The sequence below is a fragment of the Lacibacter sp. H407 genome, assembly GCF_037892605.1.
GTDB lineage: Bacteria > Bacteroidota > Bacteroidia > Chitinophagales > Chitinophagaceae > Lacibacter.
Genome location: NZ_JBBKTU010000001.1, coordinates 2437185 through 2461245, shown reverse-complemented (window position 1 = coordinate 2461245; position 24061 = coordinate 2437185). Strand labels below are relative to the sequence as shown.

Annotated in this window: 21 protein-coding genes; 5 read left to right on the top strand and 16 right to left on the bottom strand. The window is 40.5% G+C overall.

The features are described from left to right. Positions 1-31 precede the first annotated feature (31 nt). The 6 genes from WG989_RS10755 to WG989_RS10730 form a co-directional block, all read right to left on the bottom strand. Positions 32-1759: a glycosyltransferase family protein gene (locus WG989_RS10755; protein ID WP_340429348.1), complete on the bottom strand. Its 1728-nt coding sequence runs from the start codon at positions 1757-1759 to the stop codon at positions 32-34. A gap of 63 nt (positions 1760-1822) precedes the next feature. Beyond that, positions 1823-3775, bottom strand: coding sequence for a protein-disulfide reductase DsbD family protein (locus tag WG989_RS10750; RefSeq protein WP_340429347.1), 1953 nt, complete (start codon positions 3773-3775; stop codon positions 1823-1825). Positions 3776-3825: 50 nt separating this feature from the next. Next, positions 3826-4284 (bottom strand): protein-disulfide reductase DsbD domain-containing protein, encoded by a 459-nt coding sequence (locus WG989_RS10745; RefSeq protein ID WP_340429345.1) that lies wholly within the window; start codon positions 4282-4284, stop codon positions 3826-3828. Positions 4285-4398: 114 nt separating this feature from the next. Then, positions 4399-5073 carry a phosphoribosylformylglycinamidine synthase subunit PurQ gene (gene purQ / locus WG989_RS10740; RefSeq protein ID WP_340429344.1) on the bottom strand — a complete coding sequence of 225 codons (675 nt, stop codon included), beginning with the start codon at positions 5071-5073 and terminating at the stop codon, positions 4399-4401. Between the two features lie 134 nt (positions 5074-5207). Beyond that, on the bottom strand, positions 5208-6197 hold the full coding sequence (locus WG989_RS10735) for a hypothetical protein (RefSeq protein ID WP_340429343.1): 990 nt from the start codon (positions 6195-6197) through the stop codon (positions 5208-5210). Positions 6198-6304: 107 nt separating this feature from the next. Continuing rightward, positions 6305-7846: a hypothetical protein gene (locus tag WG989_RS10730; protein WP_340429342.1), complete on the bottom strand. Its 1542-nt coding sequence runs from the start codon at positions 7844-7846 to the stop codon at positions 6305-6307. Between the two features lie 109 nt (positions 7847-7955). Between WG989_RS10730 and WG989_RS10725 the strand changes: the two genes are divergently transcribed. Beyond that, positions 7956-8867 carry a TIGR01777 family oxidoreductase gene (locus WG989_RS10725; RefSeq protein ID WP_340429340.1) on the top strand — a complete coding sequence of 304 codons (912 nt, stop codon included), beginning with the start codon at positions 7956-7958 and terminating at the stop codon, positions 8865-8867. Here WG989_RS10725 and WG989_RS10720 read toward each other — a convergent pair. From WG989_RS10720 to WG989_RS10675, 10 genes are all read right to left on the bottom strand, one after another. Further along, positions 8864-9394, bottom strand: a complete 531-nt coding sequence (locus tag WG989_RS10720; protein ID WP_340429338.1) for a hypothetical protein — start codon at positions 9392-9394, stop codon at positions 8864-8866. The two genes, WG989_RS10725 and WG989_RS10720, sit on opposite strands and share 4 nt — an antisense overlap. Positions 9395-9399: 5 nt before the next feature. After that, positions 9400-10218, bottom strand: a complete 819-nt coding sequence (locus tag WG989_RS10715; RefSeq protein WP_340429337.1) for a DUF2705 family protein — start codon at positions 10216-10218, stop codon at positions 9400-9402. Between the two features lie 24 nt (positions 10219-10242). Next, positions 10243-11136, bottom strand: a complete 894-nt coding sequence (locus tag WG989_RS10710; protein ID WP_340429336.1) for an ABC transporter ATP-binding protein — start codon at positions 11134-11136, stop codon at positions 10243-10245. 41 nt (positions 11137-11177) lie between these two features. After that, on the bottom strand, positions 11178-11837 hold the full coding sequence (locus WG989_RS10705) for a peptidase M10 (RefSeq protein ID WP_340429335.1): 660 nt from the start codon (positions 11835-11837) through the stop codon (positions 11178-11180). 21 nt (positions 11838-11858) lie between these two features. Then, positions 11859-12470, bottom strand: coding sequence for a DJ-1/PfpI family protein (locus tag WG989_RS10700; RefSeq protein WP_340429334.1), 612 nt, complete (start codon positions 12468-12470; stop codon positions 11859-11861). 55 nt (positions 12471-12525) lie between these two features. Beyond that, positions 12526-14904, bottom strand: a complete 2379-nt coding sequence (locus WG989_RS10695; RefSeq protein WP_340429333.1) for a 3-hydroxyacyl-CoA dehydrogenase NAD-binding domain-containing protein — start codon at positions 14902-14904, stop codon at positions 12526-12528. Between the two features lie 118 nt (positions 14905-15022). Then, on the bottom strand, positions 15023-15859 hold the full coding sequence (locus tag WG989_RS10690) for an anti-sigma factor (RefSeq protein ID WP_340429332.1): 837 nt from the start codon (positions 15857-15859) through the stop codon (positions 15023-15025). A 1-nt stretch (position 15860) separates the two neighbouring features. Beyond that, entirely contained in the window at positions 15861-16412 is a 552-nt protein-coding gene (locus WG989_RS10685) for an RNA polymerase sigma factor (RefSeq protein ID WP_340429331.1), read from the bottom strand. A gap of 147 nt (positions 16413-16559) precedes the next feature. Further along, positions 16560-18707, bottom strand: coding sequence for a methionine--tRNA ligase (metG, locus tag WG989_RS10680; protein ID WP_340429330.1), 2148 nt, complete (start codon positions 18705-18707; stop codon positions 16560-16562). A gap of 156 nt (positions 18708-18863) precedes the next feature. Beyond that, positions 18864-19649 (bottom strand): carboxylesterase family protein, encoded by a 786-nt coding sequence (locus WG989_RS10675; RefSeq protein ID WP_340429329.1) that lies wholly within the window; start codon positions 19647-19649, stop codon positions 18864-18866. On the opposite strand from WG989_RS10675, the gene WG989_RS10670 reads away from it, so the two are divergent. The 4 genes from WG989_RS10670 (at position 19648) to WG989_RS10655 (ending at position 24032) form a co-directional block, all read left to right on the top strand. Then, positions 19648-20733, top strand: a complete 1086-nt coding sequence (locus WG989_RS10670; protein ID WP_340429328.1) for a S66 peptidase family protein — start codon at positions 19648-19650, stop codon at positions 20731-20733. The two genes, WG989_RS10675 and WG989_RS10670, sit on opposite strands and share 2 nt — an antisense overlap. A 194-nt stretch (positions 20734-20927) precedes the next feature. Further along, positions 20928-21839 (top strand): S66 peptidase family protein, encoded by a 912-nt coding sequence (locus WG989_RS10665; protein WP_340429327.1) that lies wholly within the window; start codon positions 20928-20930, stop codon positions 21837-21839. 254 nt (positions 21840-22093) lie between these two features. Continuing rightward, entirely contained in the window at positions 22094-22675 is a 582-nt protein-coding gene (locus WG989_RS10660) for a YceI family protein (RefSeq protein WP_340429325.1), read from the top strand. A 37-nt stretch (positions 22676-22712) separates the two neighbouring features. Beyond that, positions 22713-24032, top strand: a complete 1320-nt coding sequence (locus WG989_RS10655) for a hypothetical protein (RefSeq protein WP_340429324.1) — start codon at positions 22713-22715, stop codon at positions 24030-24032. Positions 24033-24061: the final 29 nt, after the last annotated feature.

Sequence of the window (24061 nt, the reverse complement as noted above, 5' to 3'; positions counted from 1 at the left end):
AATAAAAAACCTCTGCATAAACGGAGGTTTTTTATTCGTTAATAAGTTCCAAAACACGGATTTCCTTTACCGAATCGATTATGCGATATTGATAGTTCGATTCAGGGTTAGCACCCCCTTCTGCATAAACAATGAGATCATACTTTTTATTCGGATCGAAATCAGATTTCTGAAACTGACTTTTATTTACATACAGCTGATAGGGATGATGAAGCAATTGAAGCCTGTACTCAATCATGGGCCTTATAAACTGATGATCCAGGTAAATGCTTTTCATCTTTTCCCCGGCAAATAAGTCAGCTGTTTTCCTTGCCGCAAAATTTCTATGTTTTTGATCAGTATAGTATCGTGCGTCGATGCTTGAACCAAGCTGCATCACATACGTAAAGACAATCGCTGCAATCAAAACTGCTTTCTGTTTTACCTGAGAGAAGGCAAAAGCATAGAATATTGACATAACAACCGTCATATAAATCCAGGTGCGATCAAACATCTTTTGTTGCAAAATTATTGTAACAGCAAGTGGCATCGCAGCCACAATGAGTATAAATAACAGAAACGCAGAGCCCCTCTTACGATAAGCGTGATAAACATAAACAATGCCTGTTAAAATGGGCAGCCCAAGTATAACCTTGAAAAAGATATTTGAGCTGATGTAAAAGTCAGTAAGTGACTTTAAATTTTGAATACCATTTTCGAATATGGTTCTTTTAATGCTTATATCACTTACAACCTGTTTCAGTGCGCTTAGGCCAGACACCAGAAAAACAGGGGTATACAAAAAACAAACAGCAAGGAATGAAAAGAACCCCGTTAGCAAAAGAAATTTCAATTGCTCCTTATTATGAATGAAGAAAAACACTCCCAGACATACATACACCGCAACCAGGAGATATCCAATAACAGGAATACTGTACGTTCCTAAAACTGATGCAAGAAAAAAAATAACCCAATATTTTCTTTGCGGCAACAGCAAGAGTTGTCGCAATGCCAATATACAAATCAGCGAAAAAAGAATAACCAACGAATAACCTCTTGCCATGAAGCTATAGAGATATACAGGTGTACTTGCAGCAAAAAAAGCCAACCCAATCAGTGCTTGATAAGGTTTTACAATTCTTTTGAGCAGCCCGAAAAGCAGAAAGCAATTCACGACAAGTATAAATAGCAAAGGTAGTCGCTGTCCTATTTCACCATTGGGGAAAATCAAACAGCTAATATAGCTCAGTATGTTGCTGAGAATATGGTTATTTGTTGTGTGGTAAAGGGTGCTGATTATTAACGGGCCCTTTGAGACAAAGTCGATATAACTACAAGCCTCATCATAGGAAATCGGAATTGTTGCAATATTATATGCCCCAACAAAAAAAGAGGTGCCAATGATGATCCAGAAAAGAAATTTCTCAACCAATTCCTTTGGTTGAACAAAGGCCAAAAAAGACGTTATGGTCAACCTCCCTTCTGATGCTATCCCATTAAAGTAGTGGATAACCTTTGTCCTCCGCCTGAACAGCCATACAATCAAAAAAAAGTAAATAACTGCAAGAAAAACTATCGCCTTTTGTAATAAATAAAATCGATCCTCACTAAAGTAAGCTGGAATAAAATTTACCAGGTGTGGCTTCTTCAGCACGTCTTCTGCCGCCCACTGAACAAACTCATTGTAAGAACTGCTGAATAAAAGGTTTAAAAGAAACAAAAATATAAAGGCACCCACTATTGCCCCAGAGAGTAAAACGGCTTTTACAAAAAATTTCATCTTACAAGATAATAAACATTCATTTAGCCAAAGTTACCCTGGGGGAGCTATTCATATACAGGTTTATCGTTGTCGAGATTTAAATGCGCTTAAACCACACTCGAGCCACAACTTAAATTCCGCCGGACTCGCTGTATATCCTTTTGTTTTTGTAAGCGCTGCTTCATCCAATCCAAGAATTGCATACTGTGGTTGCGCCACCGCATCAAAATTTTCACTTTGAAAGGTTGCCCATTTGTCGCCCACCGTTACAATTTCTTTCATTGCACCTGTTTTCGTGGCAACGGTTTGCTGCTGTGCCGATGGCAAAACCTTGCGTTCGTCCACATACAATGACACCACTACAAATTTATTCTTCATCAGATCCAATACTTCAGGATTGGTCCATACGTTTTCTTCCATACGTCTGCAGTTTACACAGGCCCAACCCGTGAAGTCGATCAACAATGGTTTATTCTGTTGCTTGGCTAACTCCAATGCTTCTTCATAATCACGCAAAGGCTCCAGTGAAGTTTCGCAATTCACAGGATGTTCATACATGCTGTAACACAACGGTGGCGGGAAACCACTGATGAGTTTCAGGTTTGCCCATTTTGTATTTGTAACGCCGGGAGCAATATAAATAGCTGCTGCTGCAAACAATACAATAAACGTCCAGCGTATGCCGCCAATCTTTACTTTTTTATCATCGTGCGGGAAACGAATTAACCCCAACAAATAGAGTACAAGCAATATGGCGATCACCAGCCAGATTCCGAGGAACACTTCACGTGGTAAGAGATGCCATTGTTTCACCAGATCCGCATTGCTTAAAAACTTTACGGCCATTGCCAATTCCAAAAAGCCCAATACCACTTTCACCGTATTCAACCAACCACCACTCTTTGGTAATGATTGTAACCAATTGGGGAACATTGCAAACAATGCAAAGGGCAATGCTAATCCAAGTCCAAAACCACCCATACCAAAACTCAACTGCATAGCCCCACCATCTTTGGTTAAAGCGCCTGCCAGTAAGGAACCGAGAATGGGACCAGTACATGAGAATGAGACAATTGCTAACGTTAACGCCATGAAGAAAATTCCAAGTGTACTGCCCACACTTGATTTTGAATCGGCCCGGTTGGCGATATTGCCCGGTAAGCTAATTTCAAAATAACCAAAGAACGAAATGGCAAACACCACGAAGATGATAAAGAAAATAATGTTGAGCCAAACATTGGTTGAGATATTGTTCAATATCTCCGGATCGGTTTGATCAAGCAAATGAAACGGAAGACTTAATAAAATATAAATGAGAAAAATAAAGAACCCGTAGATCATTGCATTACGAATTCCTTTTGCTCTGCTACCACTTCGCTTTGTAAAAAACGAAACAGTCAACGGAATCAATGGAAATACACAGGGCGTCAACAAGGCAATAAATCCTCCTACTAAACCTAACAAGAAAATACCCCACAAACTTTTTCCTTCTGTTCCCTCATCACCACAATCATTAACGGTGTTGTTCAAATCAATTGAATTGATCTTTATTCTTGCTGTTTGTAATACACCTCCTTCTAATTTTACATCAAATGCAAATTCCTGTGCCGGTAAAAATTCTTCGGCTGCACCTGTTGCATACACAATTGTTCCTTTTAGCTGCGCTGGTACAACGCCACCAATTTTTATTTTCTGCAGAAGGATCACTTCCTGCCTGGCGATTTCTACATTTTTATTATCGAAGATTGGATCAGCATAAGAACTGCCGCCCAGTTTCACTTGTACAGCACCATCTTTTACAATGGCACTATCGGTAAATTGAATGGAAATGGAGTCAAGTCCTTCAGCATCTTTCGTAAACAAATAAAGATATTTTCCGGCTGGCACCTTACCGGTAAGTTGCAATTGGTATTCGCCGGTGGCAAGTTTCTTGCTGCTCACCTGCCATTGAACGGCAGTTGAATCCTGCGCAAAAGATATAATTGAAAGAAAGCTGACGATGGTAACAAAAGCAGTGCGTAACAGTAATCTCATTCCAAATGAATTTTAAAAATCCCGTCTTTTTAAAGACGGGATCAAATTTTTTATCCTTCTAACTTAACGCTGAATTTTGCTTTATCGGGAGGCAAACACTGCTTATCATCACACACCATAAATTCAACATCACCGGTGAGCGAAGTTTTTACAGTTGACTTTACAGTAACTACCTGTACAAATTCTACTTTATTTGAATAAAAGCGTGAGCGTGATTGAGTGGCTTTATCAAATGCATCGGTAACCTTCCCGATTTCTTTGGGTTTACCGCTTACTACCAGCAATGGATTTTTGGCAAAATTGATGGTGGTAGGTAAAGCAATGGCATCAGCACTTTGGATTTGGCTATACAAATGCCAGCCGGGTTGAATATTGGCGATCATTCGCACCTCATATTTCTTATCGCCGATCTTTTTAACGGTGTAGTCCCATTTTACTTTTGTTCCGCTTTGTGCAAAAGCAGCAACCGAAACAAATAATAAGATGACTGCACTAAAGAATTTTTCCATGGATCTGTATATTTTCTAATTGTATTACAAAGATGCTTCCAAATCGTTTACTGAAATGTCAGCTAAGTCACAAAAGAGAACTTTATCAAATCATTTACGTTTGAAAAACCCTTTTCAGATTGCTACAGCCGCATTGATTAACAAAGCATTGAGAATTTTACGTCCGTCTGTATTGCCAAGAATGGAACTGGTAGCCCTTTCCGGATGCGGCATCATACCAAATACATTACCATCTTTGTTTACAATACCGGCAATATTACGGATGGCGCCATTTGGATTGGCTTCTGCAGTGATCAAGCCGTTCTCATCGCAATAACGATAGATCACCTGGCCATTTGCTTCCAGCTCGTCCAACGTTTTTTCGTCGGCAAAATAACGCCCTTCCCCATGAGCAATCGGAATTTTCAGCGCCGTGCCGCCTACCCCATCCAGGTAAATATTTTTACAAATAAACTTCTGATTGGCATTCCGCAGCAACGCTCCGGGAAGGAGGTGACTTTCGCACAAAATCTGGAAACCATTACACACTCCCAGCACCTTACCACCTTTGTTTGCAAAAGCGATCACACTTTCCATCATGGGGCTGAAACGGGCAATGGCACCGCAACGCAGGTAATCGCCATACGAAAATCCGCCGGGCAATACAATACAATCGTCGGTTGAAAACATGCTCAGGTTTTTGTCTTTATGCCATAGCATAACCACTTCCTGATTCATATCATTTTGCAGGGAATCCTGCATGTCTCTGTCGCAATTACTGCCGGGGAAAACAACGATACCAAATTTCACGTGTTACTTATTTAATTGATTTTGGTTCTATTTATCCGCTAAAAAGTATCAGGAGAAGCCCTCATGGCTTGCCGGAAATTTTTCAACGCATTTCAGACTAAAAAAGAAAGCGCAAAGGTAAGGATTGGGGTCGATTAGCTGTTCAACAGTGCATAATTTGCAACGATCCAAATAAGGCTGAGCCAGAAAATCAATTCAGGGAACCGTTTGTTTTTGGGATAAAAGTAAAAAGCAGCCTGAAACAGACTAATAGGCACTACCGCCAATATCCAATGCGTTAACCCCTGAAAGCTGTTAACAAATGGAATAAACAGGGCAATGATGAGGTAAAAGATCATGAAATTCCAGCTCTTTCGTATTTGCACAAGCAAGCGTGATGAATACCGGGAACTCATTAACAAACCGATGACTAGCGGAAAAACTACCAGGCTGAACGTAACCCAAAATTGCCAATCGAACAGCACATCAGGCAAACGAAGATATTGGGCAGGCACCACCGCTTCCACCATATGCCAGCGATCCCACACAAAGAAGTAAACCAACAGAAAGTAAAATGGTGTAAGAATACCCAGAATTGCCACCAACCATTCTGTAAGATAGAATGGGCGGAACAGGATGAGCGCCACGATCAGCAGCAACAATAGATATACAGAAGGAAAATAAAAGAAGGAACAAATGCCGAATCCAAAACCAATATTAAATAAAATGGTTTTTGGCTTGGGATGATTGTATAAGCCAACCATTCGTGGCCAAGCCCATACCAATATGGTGTTGATAATGAGTGCGGGCGATAACACATTCCACTCTGGCACAACACTGGTTACGACGAGATAGGATAATGCCAGTAAATAATTGGGCGATGAAAACAATTTCTGATCATTCACCAGTCCGTTGAAGGTAATAGCCTGTGTAAACAACAGTACAAATGAAATGATGGGATAAATAATAGGTACCGCTGCTCCGGTGGTTTGCAATGCTTTTAAAAATTCAATGTACAGAAAGCCATCTGTTACATTTGTTTGCGGAATAACGGGCGTAATGAAGTAAGGCAACTTAATGAGCAGCCCGATAAAAAAAAGAATAACAACATTCAGCGGATTATTGCCGGAGAAAAAACGAATCACGGTGATAATTAAATTCAGCCACAAACATTCCGAAAGAAATTCATTTCACCAAATAAAATACCGGAAGCAGGTGCTTCCGGTATTCGCAATATTGTCTATTCGCAAGTTTAAAACTCGATCCTGGCAAAGCTGAATGAGTTACGATACAAACAAGGCACGATCATTTCTCTTGCACTCACCTGCTTGCCAAAGCGGATCATAAACTCATACCCTTTGTCAAGACTTTTTAATGGTGGTTCTTTCCGTACACGGCCGGTTGGTTCCAGCGACTGTGCATTTAGCATTGGCGAACGCCGGTTCCATTCATTGTACATAAACAACAATTCTGCACCGCTGTTCATGATCTGGTAGCTGAGCATGTTATCGGTATTATCATCAAACTGCGATTTTGTGATCACATTATTCCATTGCATATTGGCATCTTTATCTAATGAGATCACCATTACATTGTCAGTATAGTATCTTGTTTGCTGCGTGTTGTTAAAGCCATACGGCGAACGCCAGCCACCAAAACCTCCACCCCAATTGTTGTAGGGACTCCAGCCCCAATAATTGCCTGGATAAAATGAATTGCCCCACATCCACGGATTATCCCAACGGTTGAAACCACCGCCTCTTGAATTACCGTAGGTATTTTCGCCGGTTATAAGCACACCCCCATCCTTTTTAACGATGAGATGTTTTAAAAAATAATCATTAAATGCAAGCTTGGCTGAATTATCGCCTTTCGCCAATGCACGGAACTCATCGTTAAACTCAATGGCCCTTTCAATATCTGTTCCGGTAAGGTCTTTGTTTACAATAGCTGTAAATAATCCATCAATATTCCCTCTTCTTGTTTTTGAATACAGTGATGTGAGAATATAACGGCCATTCAGGTTGTCCACTTTAATACGTAATTCGTCCAGCAATACTTTATCCAATGTAAGATCAAAGGATTTTACCTCATCGGAATAAGCAGGCAGAACAACCAACTTGGCTTTGTTAATATATTCCCGTTGCGCAGGGCGTGTTACATGACTGAACAGAAAGTTCCCTTCGTTGTCAAGATAAAAATCTGCAATTGCTTCCTTTGAATTTTCAAGATGATAGTTGAACGATGATTTACGAAGAGGCATCAGGTTATGACTGAGCAGAAGCGTTTGAATATTAAAATCATCACGCTGGCGGTTTTTCATTTTAAATACCATCAGCTTTTGTTTATCATCGCTGATAATGGTACTGTAAATTTTATTATCGCTGAAAATGCTTAACTGCGTTGTATCTAACTCCAACGGCTCACCGATTTTTTTACCGGCACCATCGATCATCACTCCCATACAATACACAATATTCTTTTTCTGGAATTGATAAATAATCATTGAATGATCTGGATGAGTAAATACATCCACATTAATGGCCCGGTCGGGAATAAAATCCAGTTCTACTTTATCCTTTTGTTTCATGGCAGCATCATACACCGAAACAAAATGCCGTGACCGGATGTTCTTATACACAAGATAGTTGTCACCATACTTGCCCAACACTTCAAATTTGAGTGAACGGAGATCATCACGGTCGGGTTCTGAATAAAAAATACGCTGTGCGGTTGCGGGCAAAACACCCAGCATCAACACAATTGAAAAAACTATGGCTTTAATCATCTTCATTTCTGTTCGTTGATTGATACTTAAAATTACGTTGAAAGCAAACATTTCGTATACAAGATGCGGTTAAAAATTAAATTGCATACATATTACTAAAAAGAGGAAACAATTCATGGCAACTATTTGTATAACGGGCGGCACAGGTTTAATTGGAAAGGCACTTACTAAGTATTTATCAGCCAAAGGTCATGCCATTATCATTCTCAGCCGTTCAGGCAAAGCAAATTCTAACAATTCTGTTACATATAAACAATGGGATCCTGCAAAAGGAACCATTGACAAGGATGCCATTGCACAAAGCGACTTTATTTTCCATCTTGCCGGTGCTGGCGTTGCTGATAAACGCTGGACCAAAGAGCGAAAAGAGGAAATCAGAAAAAGCCGGGTTGATGGCAGTGCTCTACTTGTAAAAGCATTAACTGAAATACCTAACAATGTAAAAGCTGTTATCTGTGCTTCAGGCATTGGCTGGTATGGACCGGATACAGGAAAGCCGTTTACAGAAACTGATAGTGCCTACGCTGATTTTCTCGGCAGCACCTGTTCCGACTGGGAAAACAGTATTGAACCGGTAACTGCATTAGAAAAACGACTGGTGAAACTCCGCACAGGAATTGTATTGAGTAATGATGGCGGTGCGTTCGTTGAATTTAAAAAAACGCTCAAGTTTGGATTAGCCTCTGTTTTAGGAAGCGGTAAACAGATCGTTAGTTGGATACATATTCATGATTTGATCCGTTTGTATGAATATGCAATGGATAATAATAAACTGAACGGTGTTTTTAATGCAGTGGCGCCCAACCCCGTTTCCAATAAAGACCTTACTGTTGCAATTGCAAAAAAAATGAGAGGTAAGGCATTTATTACACTCCCGGTTCCTTCGTTTGTATTACAGTTGGTACTGGGTGAAATGAGTATTGAAGTATTGAAAAGTGCAACCGTGAGTGCAACAAAAATTCAGCATTCCGGTTTTCAGTTTTCGTACCCAACAATTGAAGCGGCAATAAATGAATTAGTTGCTTAATTTTTGTTTTGCTGATCATTCGCTTTCATTACGGGCTGCTTCGGCGCAGGTATAACCAAGTCGGGACTTAATTCCGGCAGTTTTGCTTTTGCATCTTTTTGACGGAATAAGTTTGATTCAACAAAGTACCATGTTTTTCCATCGTTCGACAATGCTACTAACACCGATTCCATTTCAATTGATCCCATCATTGCTTCAACTGTTGTTGTTTGCGGTATTGTGCATTGCATCACATTTTTATACGTGATTACAGGTGATGGGTTACCGATCAATATCTGTTTTACTTTAATACCAAATTGCTCCCTGTATTTTTCTATTGAATCGATGCCTTGCTTTAAGCGCTGTTTTGATGCAGGTTCATTCATCAATGATGGATACATAAACTTGCTATAAGCTTCCATATCCATTACAGAAAGCGCTTTTGCCATTTTGAGTGCTTCCGTTTTAATAACGGTCGTCATATTCTGCGCCTGCAGCGACACGGCAAACATTGCCACTCCGATAAAGATGGTTGTAATTTTTTTCATGTTTATCAAAGGTCACGCTTTTTATAGATCCAGAAAACCAATCCCCAAAATATAAACAGATATGCAATGGTGATAAACACCTGCTGATTGATGAGACTGAGCGCATGTTCATATACTTTCGGATCGAGCCTGCCGAGAAAAGCAGGTACAGGTGTTAAAAGATCTGATGACTCAGTAGGTAAAAAACGACCGGTATCTGCATGTACATATTTGTTGAGCAACTCAGCCCCAATATTTTCAATAATGATCTTATAAAAAATAAATACCCCCAGTGCAATGAATGCTCTTTTTATAAGAAGCCCCAACAGAAATGCAAATGACAATTGAGCAAAGGTTTGCAGACTAAAAAGGGCTGCGTAATGTGCCAGCTGGAATTTATCTTTTACATCAGCACCGGTTGTGCTGAAGCCTATTGAGAGTGTAACGATGAGGTAAAGTGCAATTACAATGAGTGAAATAATAACAACGTTCAAAAATTTTGCGATCAGAAACTCGTTCCTGCTCCAGCCATCAATTACATTCTGGCGGTTTGTTTTGTACGTATACTCGTTGGTGATAAGCATGATCACAAGAATGGCTGGTATTACAACAAACATTGAAGAAGCAAAAGCAGTTGTACGAAATACTTCCGGAAATTCAAATGGATTACCGATGAGCATCTTCAGCATTTGTGCTGCGCTTTTTGAATTAGCAGTATTTTGTTTGTAAATGAAATAAAACATGCCATTAATGCCGGGATACGACAATACTGTAATGGCCATGATCCACCAAAAGCCAGGATAGTTCTTTAATTTAAGCCACTCTGTTCTGAATAAATGAAGCATAGATATAATAATTGATGGGTCAGGTTAATTATTGGTGAGTTCAAAGAATCGTTCTTCCAATCGCTTTTTCTTAATGGAGAGATATTGCAATGCAATACCGTTATTGAAACAATAACGATTTACTTCTTCGGCACTGGCAGTACCTTTCGGAAAATGCAATTGTATTGTTTGTGCATTAACGGTAGTTGCAGTTTTACCGGGATAGTTGCTGAGGATTGTTTTTAATTGCTCCATGTCTACTGCACCTAATTCCACCACATCTTCATCCACTAATACATCTTCTACCGAACCTGAAGTAACCAATGTGCCTGTTTTTAAAATAGCAACATGCGTACAAACTTTTTCCACTTCATCGAGTAAGTGACTGGCCATAATAATGGTATGACCTTTCTTACTTAGTTCAATGATCAGCTCACGAATTTCCATGATACCAACAGGGTCAAGTCCGTTTGTAGGTTCATCAAGCACCAATATCTGCGGGTCTCCTAACAAAGCTGCGGCTATAGCTAACCGTTGTTTCATACCCAAACTGTAACTGCTGAACTTACTATTACGTCGCTCAAACAATTTCACCTTCTGCAATACCGCATCAATTGCAGCTGCATCGCCACGGCCACTAATGCTGTTGGTGATCTTCAAATTATTTACAGCCGATAAGTAATGATAAAAATTCGGCGTTTCAAGCAATGAACCAATATGCTTACGAAGATCCGGTGATGCCGGCTTTTCAAACCAGGAGTATGTACCACTGTCTGCATTCAATACATCGAGGATAATGCTTAGCATGGTTGTTTTACCACTTCCATTGGGGCCGAGAATTCCAAATACAGCGCCTTGCGGTATCTCAAACGACACGCCTTTCAGCGCCTGTATTTTTCCGTACGTTTTTTTGAGATCCTGAACCTGTAATATGCTCATAGATTTGTTTGTGATGATAAATGAAAGCTAAATGTAATTGATTATTCTTTTGGCAGGTAATGTGCGTGATAAATACTTGTAAAATCTCCAAGAACGGCAAAGCCTGCTTCATCAAAATCCAGTTTATGGAGTTTGAGTTGTTGAATATCTTCTTCCAATACTTTCCGGTGTTTAGGATCTAATGTGCCGCCCTTTTGTCCCGGAGTAGCTGCAGGATCGTATTGAAAATGCGGATCGCACAAGGTGCCACGTGGGTACATGATACCTGGCGCTGAATGCTCACGAACATCCAATTCTTTGGGATGATGCAAACCGATCATATGTCCGTATTCATGTGCCGCAGTAGTTGATGTTTGTAAGAGATTAGCCAGTTTGAAATAACCGGTGTTGCTACCGATGCCATCTACAAATGAAATATCTAATGGCGAATACTCTTCGATGCGGAAGAAGAATAATTTAGGATCGGTATTGTACCACACGTCTTCCGGTTTCAGTTGTGGTTGATACACTGCTTTAATATCGAAGCTTAATTTATACCAGTCGTTCTTGTAAAGAATATTTGCTTTTGGTTCGTTCCAATGCTGCGAAATATCATTGCAGATCTGCTTCGTCAACATTTCTGTAGCCGCATCTCCATAAATGTAGAAATGAGAATGAATGATGAGTTGACTGGAGGATTGTATAAGTTGTGCAAGTGCCATAGGAAAGTAATTTGGAATCGATCAACTCCAGTAATCATACTGCATATACTTCGCTGTTTCATCTGCTACATCTTTGCCAAAGAGTTTACCAACGGTGTACAAACTCATATCGATGCCTGCAGAAATACCTGCTGATGTAATGACTGTTCCATTATCAACAAACCGCACATTTTCTTTTACATGAATTTGATCGGAGATCTCTTTTAGTCCATCAATCGCTTTGAAGTGTGTGGTTGCTTCCAGTCCCTCAAGTAATCCAGCCTTACCTAAAATGAGCGAACCGGTACAAACACTTAACACCAACTTCGCCTCGGCCGCTTGTTCTTTTACCCAATCGAGTACAACGGGATTGTTCATTTCTCTTCTGCTGCCAAACGGAGTTCCATCTGCATGTCGCCCTCCACCACCGGGAATAAGTATGATATCAGCTTTAGGTGCATTTGCCAATGTATACGTTGGCTTGACGGTTAAATGATTTCTTGCTTCGATGCTTTCAAACTGTGCAACGGTGAAAACATCAAAAGGTACTTCAGGCAATGTTCTTAAACCTGCTACACTGAATACCTCAAACGGTCCTGCGAAATCAAGTACCTCAACTTCGTTAAAAAGAAAAATTGCGACTTTGTATTGCATAAAAAAAGCGTTGATTAAAATTAACCAACGCTTTCTATTTCGAATGAATAATTATTTAATTCCTCACCGGCTTCCCACCTTTCAACACACTCTGTATGCGTTCCAGCGATTTCTTTTCACCGCAAAGTGATAAGAAAGCTTCACGTTCTAAATCGAGTAAGTATTGTTCAGTCACCAAAGTCGGTTCACTTAAATCACCTCCGCACATTACGTAAGCAAGTTTCTTCGCAACAACAGAATCATGTTCTGTTGCGTAACCTGCTGTTTTCATTCCGTTGATACCGGCAAGCAAAGCCCCAAGAGCAGACCGACCCAATACTTTTACATCGCTGCGTTGCGTTGGAGCAACATAACCACTATCATAAATTTCAATCACCGATTTTTTTGCTTCTGCAATTCTGCGACCTTGATTCATCACCACTTCATCCAGTCCTTTGCGGAACACACCCATTTCAAAACCTTCTTTCGCTGAGGTTGCCACCTTTGCTGTGGCGATGGATAAGAAACGATTTTTTAGTGTGATGGTTTCAGGTTCATCTTCGTGCATTTCATCAGCTGCACGTAAAACAAATTCTTTGGTGCCACCGCCGCCAGGAATCAAGCCAACACCTAATTCAACAAGCCCGATATAGGTTTCTGCAGCTGCACAAACTTTATCACTATGTAAACTCAATTCACATGCACCGCCTAATGTTAAACCATGTGGCGCTACTACTACCGGAATATAAGAATAGCGGGCACGCATCATGGTATTCTGGAACATACGAATAGCCATATCCAGTTCATCATATTCCTGTTCAATGGCCAGCATAAAGATCATACCCACATTGGCACCGGCACTGAATTGTGCAGCGTCATTCGCTATCACCAAACCTTTGTATTTGTCTTCTGCTAATGCAATGGACTTCTGAATACCTTCCAATACTTCGCCACCAATGCTGCCCATTTTGGTATTCCATTCCAGGCCCAACACATCATCACCTAAATGATAGGTTCTGCAGCTTGCATTTTTCCAAACAGTCTGATTCTCGAAATTCTTCATCACAATAAATGCATCGCCACCCGGAATTACTTTGTATGATTTACTTGCAGGATCGTAACAAACACGTTTGTTGTTTTCAACTTTGTAAAAACTTGTTGCACCGCTTGCAATCATCTCATCCACCCAAGCTGCTACTTTATAACCGGCAGCTTTCATGGCATCAACAGTTTTTGCAACACCTAACACATCCCAACTTTCAAATGCACCGATTTCCCAACCAAAGCCCGCCATCATTGCATCATCTACACGATACAACTCATCACTGATCTCCGGAATACGATGCGAGATATAAGAGAACAAACTATAATGAAACTGCTTGTAAAACTCACCGGCTTTATCGGTACTGCTGCACAACATTTTTAATCTCGTTTTGAGATCATCGATCGGCTTTGCAGCTTCCACACTTGCAAACTTTGGTTTTACACGTGGACCATACTCCATTGTTTGCAGGTTAAGTGTAAGAATTTCTTTCTCACCGCCTGCACCTTTATTCTTCTTAAAGAAACCCTGACCGGTCTTATCTCCCAGCCAGTTATTCTCGATCATTTTATTTAACCAGGAAGGAATGGCAAAAATTTCTTTTGCTTCATCATTGGGACAATTCTCTGCAACACCCTTTGCTACCTTCACCAATGTATCTAAACCAACAACATCGCCTGTGCGGAAGGTTGCAGATTTCGGTCGGCCAATGATTGGACCTGTTAATGCTTCGATCTCATCAATGGTCAACTTCATTTTATCCATCAAATTCATAATCGACATCATCCCAAACACACCAACACGGTTGGCGATGAATGCAGGTGTGTCTTTACACAACACCGTTGTTTTGCCGAGATAGAGATCGCCATAGTTCATTAAGAAATCAACTACTGATTGATCGGTATATTTTGTTGGAATAATCTCAAGCAAACGCAGATAGCGTGGCGGATTAAAGAAGTGCGTGCCGCAGAAATGTTTTTTGAAATCATCACTTCTTCCTTCGGCCATCATGCTGATAGGAATACCGGAAGTATTGGAAGTGATGAGTGTACCGGGCTTACGATATTTTTCTACCTGTTCAAAAATGAGTTGCTTGATGTCGAGACGTTCAACTACAACTTCAATCACCCAATCGCAGGAAGCTATGTCTTTCATGTTATCGGTGAAGTTGCCCGTTGTAATTTTCTTCACCACATCTTTTGTATAAACAGGCGATGGATTGCTTTTGATAGCCGCAGCTAAAGCATCGTTCACCAATTTATTTCGTTCGGCAGGCTTGGCACTTTCTTCAAAACCCTTCGGCACCATATCTAATAAGATCGTTTGTAAACCAACACCTGCAAAGTGACAGGCTATTCTGGAGCCCATGACGCCGCTGCCAAGAACAGCGACTTTCTTAATTGTACGTTTCATATTTCAAGCTTTATCAAAATTAGTTAGCTATGCAACTATTTGCATCGAAGATAGCATTAAAAGCTATTTCACAAAAGACTTGAAATGAAATTAACAGCTAAATTTTTGTAAGGAAAGATCAGCTCACTTTTCCGGCTACAACCAATGCGCTCAGGTCAGGAGTAGGTTTACCACCTTCGTCTTCAAGCGTAATAGCGAACATCTGTGCTCCCGGCTTGGTCTGCTTCATTTTTTGAATAGAAGCTACATCAGTTAAACTGATCATACCGGCATCGGTTGGTTGTCCATCAATGAGGAACCAAAGCTGGTACTGTTTCCCTTTTGGTGCGGGTGGTAATGAAGAAGGATCGATAAATAACTCGCCCGTTGTTTTATTCCAGAATACTTCAGCCTGTTGCTTTACTTCGGGCTTTACGGAAGCCAACGCAACAGAAGTCAGCGAAGGATCAGATTTCAACTGGCGGTATAATTCGTAAGAAGAAACTTTTTTATTGAGTTCAGCCACTTGCTGTTCAGAGGTCGTTGCGTTTTGTTGCAACGTAGCTACATCAGTTTTCAATTGCTGGTTACCATTATACAGGTACACTGCAAAAGCACCGGCCAGGAGGAACAAGCCCCATGAAGCAGCAATTGCCAACTTGCTGAAAGAAGAACGTTGTTCAGCAACAGGTTTCATCTCTACCACTTTTGCCGGGGAACCATTTGCTTCCGGTATAGCAACAACTCCTGATTTTGCAGGAAGCGATGCCATTAATTTGTCTTTAACAGAAGAAGATGGGGTAACGGCCATTTGCATAGCGCCTGCTTCAAATGTTGAAGCGATCGCATCCAGTTCTTGCTGAATTTCGGGGAACAATTGGGCAAGTGTTTCCACTTTGCTCGCCTCTTCGGGAGGAAGCATACCAAGAACATAAAGTTCCAGGTCACCGGATTGTATGATACAACTTAAATCCACGTCAGGTTACATTTAGTTTTTTACGTAATACAATTAAACTATTCCTGATTTTGGTTTTTACTGTTCCCAACGGCATATTTAATTCTTTGCTTATCTCTTCCTGGGTATAACCCATGAAATAAGCCAAACGCATTAACTGTCGGTTTTCTTCGGGCAGATGTAATAGCCAGTTTTGAACATCCATTGTATCAATACTTGCTCCTGCTGAAGGAACGGTTTCGCTAACATATACGGAATCTTCTAAAGAAGAGTTTTGCGAACTGTTCTTAAAATTTTTGGAGCGTGTTTTATCAATCGACTGGTTACGGGCAATATTGATCATCCACGTGAAAAGCCTGCCTTTTGATGTATCGAAGCTGCCGATATTGTTCCAGATCTTGAGCATTGTTTCCTGCAATACATCTTCAGCAGTAGCCTGATCGGTGATGATTTTCATGATGACACCAAGGATGGCACCTGAAAAACGATCATAGAGTTCAGACATCGCCTGCTGATCCCCGTTATTCAAACGGGTTACCAGATCTGTTTCATTATATGTTGCGGCAGTAAACAAAAAATATATAGCTGTTTAACAAATGTAGAAAATGACTCAACAAACAATTATCGTATTCAGGTTACAGAACACATCACAAAAAGAATTGTTTAAAGGTCATATCCAATTCGGTAACAATAATGTGACTTTTTTTTGAATTAAGCAAGATTAACTTACGCCTGCACCCGGATTGATCACCGTTTCCGGCTTTACAAAATGCAGTTTGCCTTCTTTGTCCTCTGCCATTAAGATCATTCCATTGCTTTCAATACCACGCATTTTACGTGGAGCAAGATTTGCAACTACCACTACTTGTTTGCCAACAATATCTTCAGGCGCAAAATGCAAAGCAATACCGCTTACAATCGTTCTCGTTTCAAAACCAAGATCAACCGAAAGCTTTAACAGCTTGTCCGCTTTCTCAACTTTTTCTGCTGTTACAATCGTTCCTACTTTGAGATCGATCTTAGCGAAATCATCGAATTGAATTTCGGATTTCAGATTGGCGACTTCAGATTTTACTTCTTCCACTTTATTTGTTGTTGTTTCAGGTTTTATAAGACCTGACTTTAATTTTTCTACCTGGTATTTTATTTCGTCGTCTTCAATTTTTCTGAACAGCAGTTCAGGTGCACGCATGGTATAACCAACACTCAGCAATTTCACCTTACCTGCATTTTCCCAATCGAGCATTTTCTCCACCACTTTCATCATACCCAACATTTTCTTAGCTGTGTTTGGCAAGAATGGATTGATGAGGATGGCAAGATTTGCACTTAACTGCAAACACAAATGCATGGTATTATCAATGCTCTTTTGTGCTTCGGGATCTTCAGCCAACTTTTTCGCAACGATCCACGGTTCTTTCTTCTGCATGTACTGATTACCCTTACGACTTAGATCGATCACTTCAAACAACGCTTCACGAAACTTATACTCTTCTAATAAATTTTCAACTTTCGCTTTTGCACTTTCGATTTCACTGATGATCCATCTATCATCTTCCACCAACACATCTTCATGAAGCTTCGGCACTTTACTACCGCAAAGTTTATGCATCAACACCCAAGTTCGGTTTACAAAGTTGCCGAAGATGTTTCCCAGTTCACTGTTCACAGCATCCTGAAAACCTTTCCACATAAACTCACTGTCTTTTGTTTCAGGAGCAATTTGTGTTAAGTAATAACGAAGCATATCAACCGCCTGCCCACCACCATTTTCTTTCTTCACGAAATCGTTGATGTAATCACGCATGTCGAGTTTCCAGTTGCGGCTGGTACTCATTTTATCGCCTTCAAGATTTAAGAACTCATTGGCCGGAACATTTGTTGGCAGAATATTTCCATGCAACTTCAACATGATCGGGAAAATGATGCAATGAAATACGATATTATCCTTTCCGATAAACTGAACAAGCTTTGTATCCTTGTCGTACCAATATGGTTCCCAATCTTTGTTGTTATCGATGGCCCATTGCTTGGTTGCACTTACATAACCAATCGGAGCGTCAAACCAAACATAAAGCACTTTACCTTCTGCATCTTTCAACGGCACTTTAATTCCCCAATCAAGATCTCTTGTAACAGCTCTTGATTGCAACCCACCTTCGATCCAGCTTTTACACTGCCCTACTACGGTTGCACGCCAATCATCTTTATGTTCTTTTAAAATCCACTCACGCAAAAACTCTTCGTGTTTGCCCAATGGCAAATACCAATGCGATGTTTTCTTTTTGATAGGCGCTTTACCGCTGAGTGTACTTACGGGGTTGATCAATTCATCCGGACTTAATGTACGTCCGCAATTTTCACACTGATCACCAAATGCACGATCGCTGCCACAATTCGGACAAGTACCTTTTATATAACGATCGGCCAAAAATGTTTTTGCCTCTTCGTCGAAATACTGTTCCGTTTCTTTTGTTTCCAGTTCACCACGTTCATGCAGGTATGTAAAAAACTCCTGCGCTGTTTCATGATGAATGGGCTCGCTGGTGCGGTGATAAATATCAAAGCTCATGTTCAGGTCTTCAAAATCCTGTTTCATGGCTTCGTGGTATTTATCAATAATGGCTCTCGGCGTTGTACCTTCTTTTGTTGCCTGAATAGGAATAGCAGTTCCATGCTCATCACTTCCGCAAACAAACACCACATCTCTTTTTTGTGCACGCAAGTAACGGGCATAAATATCTGCCGGGATATAAGCACCGGCCAAATGACCCACATGCTTTAAACCGTTGGCATAAGGGAGCGCACTAGTAATTAAATATCTTTTCGGTAAACTCATTTTGTAATCATCTTTAGTATTTCTGTTCATCGCCTGTTGTGTCACTCACTTGTACGCTTTGTAATTCTATGCGCCGAAGCCTCACAGCAGGGGATTGCAAAAGTACCATAAACAGCTTCATTACCCAAACATGCTGAAACGGCGATGCCAACCCATGGGTTGGCATCGTTTATCGGATAAATTCAATTATTTTTTTCGTTTCTGCCCAAACATCCATTTAAGAAAATCAGATTCGGCAAATGCACTATCCCAACTGTTGTGATTTACACCGGGATATTCTGTGTATTTTACCTTTGCTTTGATGGACTTCAGTTTTTCATGTGCGTCTCTCGACAATTTTACATTCACAACCGGGTCTGCATCGCCATGAAAAATCCAGAAAGGAGTTTTGCCCGTCCAATTGCTGTAACTGTTCAAGTCAGCACCGCCACAGATCGGCAATGCTGCTGCATATAATGTTGGATTACGATACACCGCTTCAAACGTACCCATACCACCCATGGATAATCCTGCAACATAGATGCGTCGATTATCAACGGCTTCTTCACTGGCTATTTTATGTACTAATTCATTGGCAGCAGTTAAAGGCCAGTTTGCTTCACCCGTGTAGTCGAATGCGAGTACACGTGGCTTCACTGATGTATCAATCTTTATCGATGCCCAAAAAGAATTGGCAGGACATTGTGGGAAGATCACAATAGCCGGAAACTTTTTCCGATTCTCTGCATCAAGAAAGAGTTTTGAACCATGTACTAATTGCTTCTCATTATCATTACCCCGTTCCCCTGCCCCATGCAGAAACAGCACAAGCGGATACTTCTTTGTTTTATCATAATTCTCCGGGTAGAGTATACGATAAGGAAGCACTTTTTCGTCGGCAAAATTGTATTCTTTCTTTTCAAATGAAACGGAAGTTTGTGCAGATACGATTCCGACAAACAAAAGAGCAACAAATGCAAGCAGTAAACGCATGGTATATTTTTTACTCTATGAATTTATAACCTTTCTGCCTTATGAGTATTTCTTATTTTTAAGGATGAACCGTCAGCAATTTGTTTCGTCGTTATTTGTGGCAGGTGCCGGATTGCCGTCTGTTGCATCACGTTTGGATCAGGAGTCAGAAGCTGCTTCCATTGTACCGCATTATTTGAAAGCAGGTGATATCATTGGCATAACTTCACCGGCCGGCTATATTACCGAGAAAGAAATTCAACCCGCCATTCAGCAAATTGAAAGCTGGGGGTTCAAAGTAAAGATCGGCAGCAGCATCGGCAAACGGGAATTCACGTTTGGCGGAACAGATGATGAACGAAGAGCAGATTTTCAACAGTTGATCGATGACCCCACTGTAAAAGCCATTCTTTGTGCAAGAGGAGGTTATGGTTTTGTACGCATTGTTGACCAGCTCGATTTTTCTAAAATGAAAATACATCCTAAGTGGATGATCGGCTTCAGCGATATTACGGTACTACATAGCCATCTTAACCGCAACTACGGTATTGCATCCATTCATTCAAAAATGTGCAACAGTTTTCCTGATGATTGGAGTAAAGCAGAACCAATTCAAATAGAAACCATTCTTTCTATCCGTGATGCATTAAAAGGAGTTGAAATGAAATATACAGCTCCTGCAAATGAAAAGAACCGGGCGGGAACCGCAACAGGAACATTGGTGGGTGGAAATTTAAAAACACTCGAATCGCTGGCAGGAAGTAAAAGCGATCTGCGCACCACCAACAAAATTCTGTTTGTAGAAGATACCGGTGAATATCTGTACAGCATCGACCGGATGTTCTGGAATTTAAAACGTAGCGATAAGCTTGATCATTTAGCCGGATTGATCGTTGGTGGATTTAAGATCAAAGCAAGCGAAGATGCCGCCGAAGAATTTGGCAAGAATCTGTACGAGATCGTAATGGAAAAAATAGCGGGTTGTACTTATCCTGTTTGTTTTGATTTTCCTGTTGGGCATCAGAAAAATAATTACGCATTGAAATGTGGCGTAAAACATAAACTCACTGTATCAAACACAGGAAGCTTGTTACAGGAACTATGACCTGACAAACCAAATCAACAAGACCCAGATCAAAAGAAATGCAGCGATGGTCAAAATATCATTTTGTAAATCACGTAAACGCTTTTTCTTTACAAATAACTGAAACAAGATCCAACCGATGAAAGCAAGTGGCACAGCGACAAACCGTAAAAACGAATAAACCATTCTTAAAATTTAGCGTAAAATAGTTTTTTATGATGAAACAGCCCCCCTACTTAAAAAAAGGCGATACCATTGCCATCACTTGCCCTGCAGGTTATATGCCGAAAGAAAAAGCAGAAACATGTATCACTGTGTTACAACAATGGGGATATGAAGTATTAGTGGGCAAAACGCTCGGCAGCAAATCAAAAACCTATTTCAGTGGAACGGATGAAGAACGTTTGAATGAATTCCAGGCAATGTTGGATGCGCCGGAAGTAAAAGCCATTCTTTGCGGACGTGGTGGTTATGGTGTCGGACGCATCATTGATCAATTGGATTTTACTGCGTTCAAAAAAAATCCAAAGTGGATCATTGGCTTTAGTGACATCACTATTTTTCATGCACACATCAACCGGAATTTTAAAATTGCTACACTGCATTCCTCTATGGCGTCAGCATTTAATGACGGTGGGCACAAGAACAAATATGTACAATCTATCAAAGCTGCACTGGAAGGAAAGAAAACAGCTTATAGCTGCAAACCACATCGCTTGAATCATACCGGAAAAACTACTGCTGAACTTGTGGGTGGTAATCTTGCATTGATCACACACCTAATCGGTACCAAAAGCGATTATCAAACAAAAGGAAAAATTTTGTTCTTAGAAGATATTGGTGAACAGCATTACAATATTGATCGTATGCTTCATCAATTAAAACGCAGTGGTAAATTAAATGATCTTGCAGGCCTCATTATCGGAGGCTTTACTGATATGCAGGATACAGAACGGCCTTTTGGAAAAAAAGTGCATAACATCATTCATGATCTCATCAATGAATACAAGTATCCTGTTTGCTTTGGATTTCCTGTAAGTCATGATAAAGAAAATCTTGCGTTGAAAGTAGGTGCGTCGTACCAGTTAAGTGTAAGTAAACAAACAGTTCTGCTAAAAGAACAATAATTCATTTCAGTTCAAGAAAAAGCCTGTAGAATATCAACTACAGGCTTTTTTTGTTTTAGATCAGTCCGGGCATCGCCCGCTGAAACCCTCTGCAGCAAAGCATTTGAGGAGTTTACATACTCCTTGCCTGACCCCCGTCACTTGCATATGTGACACAAGTCACTCGAAAACCTGTATGAAGTCATTCTACAGCAATCGTACCCTTCCAATATTTGTGGAGTCAATTTGAACACGAAACAATTAAACAACAAATTATGATACGCCAATCAATTCTTCTGTTTCTCGCTACACTGCTCATTGCAGGAACAGTAAGTGCACAAAGTAAATACAGCACCAAGTCTGTACAATTAACAATCAACGGCACATCTAACATGCACGACTGGAGTTCAAAAGCAACAAACGTTGTGGTAAACGGCGACTTTGGTTTAAATAATACAACGCTGGAAAAAATAAATGCAGCAACTGTTAAAGTGCAAACCAAATCACTTAAAAGCACAAAAGATTCTGACTTGATGGATGGTCGCACACACAGCACATTAAAAGCTGATAAGTTTCCTGAGATCACTTATGTATTTACAAAAGTGCTGAGTGTAAAACAGAACGGTGCCGAAACAATCATGAACATTACCGGTAACCTTACATTGGGCGGTGTTACAAAACCAACTGATCTTACTTTGCGGATCAAAACACTTGCAAACGGTGATCTGGAAGTAAAAGGCACACGCAAAATACTGATGAGTAACCACGGTATCAAACCTCCAAGCTTTATGTTGGGTGCCATGAAAGTGGGCGATGAAGTAACACTTACTTACGATGTAATTCTTAAAAAAGCATAATCAATAACCAATTCTCCAAAATTTTAAAAAAACAAATATGAAACGTTTCATCACAAACTGTCTGAGAAAATGTGCCGCAATCGCACTTCTTCTATCACCTTTAGCAATGCAGGGTCAGCAGGCAAAAATTCAAAACTGGCGTCCATACGATCAAAGTGGTATCAATGTATTCGAATCTCCTAAAGACAGTGCTACTTCTTTTGATGGCTTGAAAGTTCGCATCGGCGCAGGTTTCACACAACAGTTTCAATCATTAAAACATTCAAATACCGCAGGAAGTCCTGCTTTATATCCCCGTTTAAAATCCGGTTTTAACCTGGCACAAGCCAACTTGAATATTGATGTGCAACTGGCAGATGGTATCGCTTTGAACCTCGTTACTTATCTTTCAGCACGTCACCACAACGAAGCTTGGGTAAAAGGTGGTTACATCCAGTTCGATAAAGTTCCATTTAAAGGAAAAGTGTGGGACGATATCTTCAAAGTAGTAACCCTGAAAATAGGTCACATGCAAGTGAACTATGGTGATCAGCACTTCCGCAGATCAGATGGTGGACAAACTCTCTACAATCCCTTTATTGAAAACTATATCATGGACGCTTTTGCAACAGAGATCGGTGCTGAAGTGATCTTACGCAAGAATGGATTCACCGGTGTTTTAAGTGCAACCAATGGTTTGATCAACGGTGGCGTACAGCTTCCAACTGTTTCATCATCAAATCCCCAGACTTACAAACGTAACCCTTCATTAGTTGGTAAACTGGCTTACGACAAACAAATCAACAGCGATTTAAGAGTAAGAGTGTCTGGTTCTGTTTATCATAACAGCAGCTCTGGTCGCAGTACACTGTATGCAGGCGACCGTACCGGTAGTAACTATTGGATGGTGATGGAAAGTTCTTCAGCAACTGCAAAAGACAACTTTACCTCTGGCCGTATCAGTCCAAACTTTACAAACCAGATCACAGCATTACAATTCAACACATTGATTAAACTGCAAGGTTTTGAATTATTCGGTACTTACGAAAATGCGCAGGGACGCACCATCGCCGAAAAAGTTGCGAATACTCCTAAACGTAAAGTGAATCAGTTTGCAGTAGATGGCGTTTACAGAATTGGTGCAAAAGAAAACGTATTCCTTGGTGTTCGTTACAACCAGGTAAAAGGCGAATTGGTAAATGCAACAACTGAACAAACTATTGATCGTGTAGCATTTGGCGCAGGTTGGTTCTTAACTAAAAATGTACTTCTGAAAGGCGAATATGTTAATCAGAACTATAAAGGATATGCAACAGGAAACATACTGAACGGAGGCAACTTCAAAGGAGTGGTTGTTGAGGCAGTGGTAGGATTCTAATTGCACAAACTAACAAAGCCCTGTTGAAC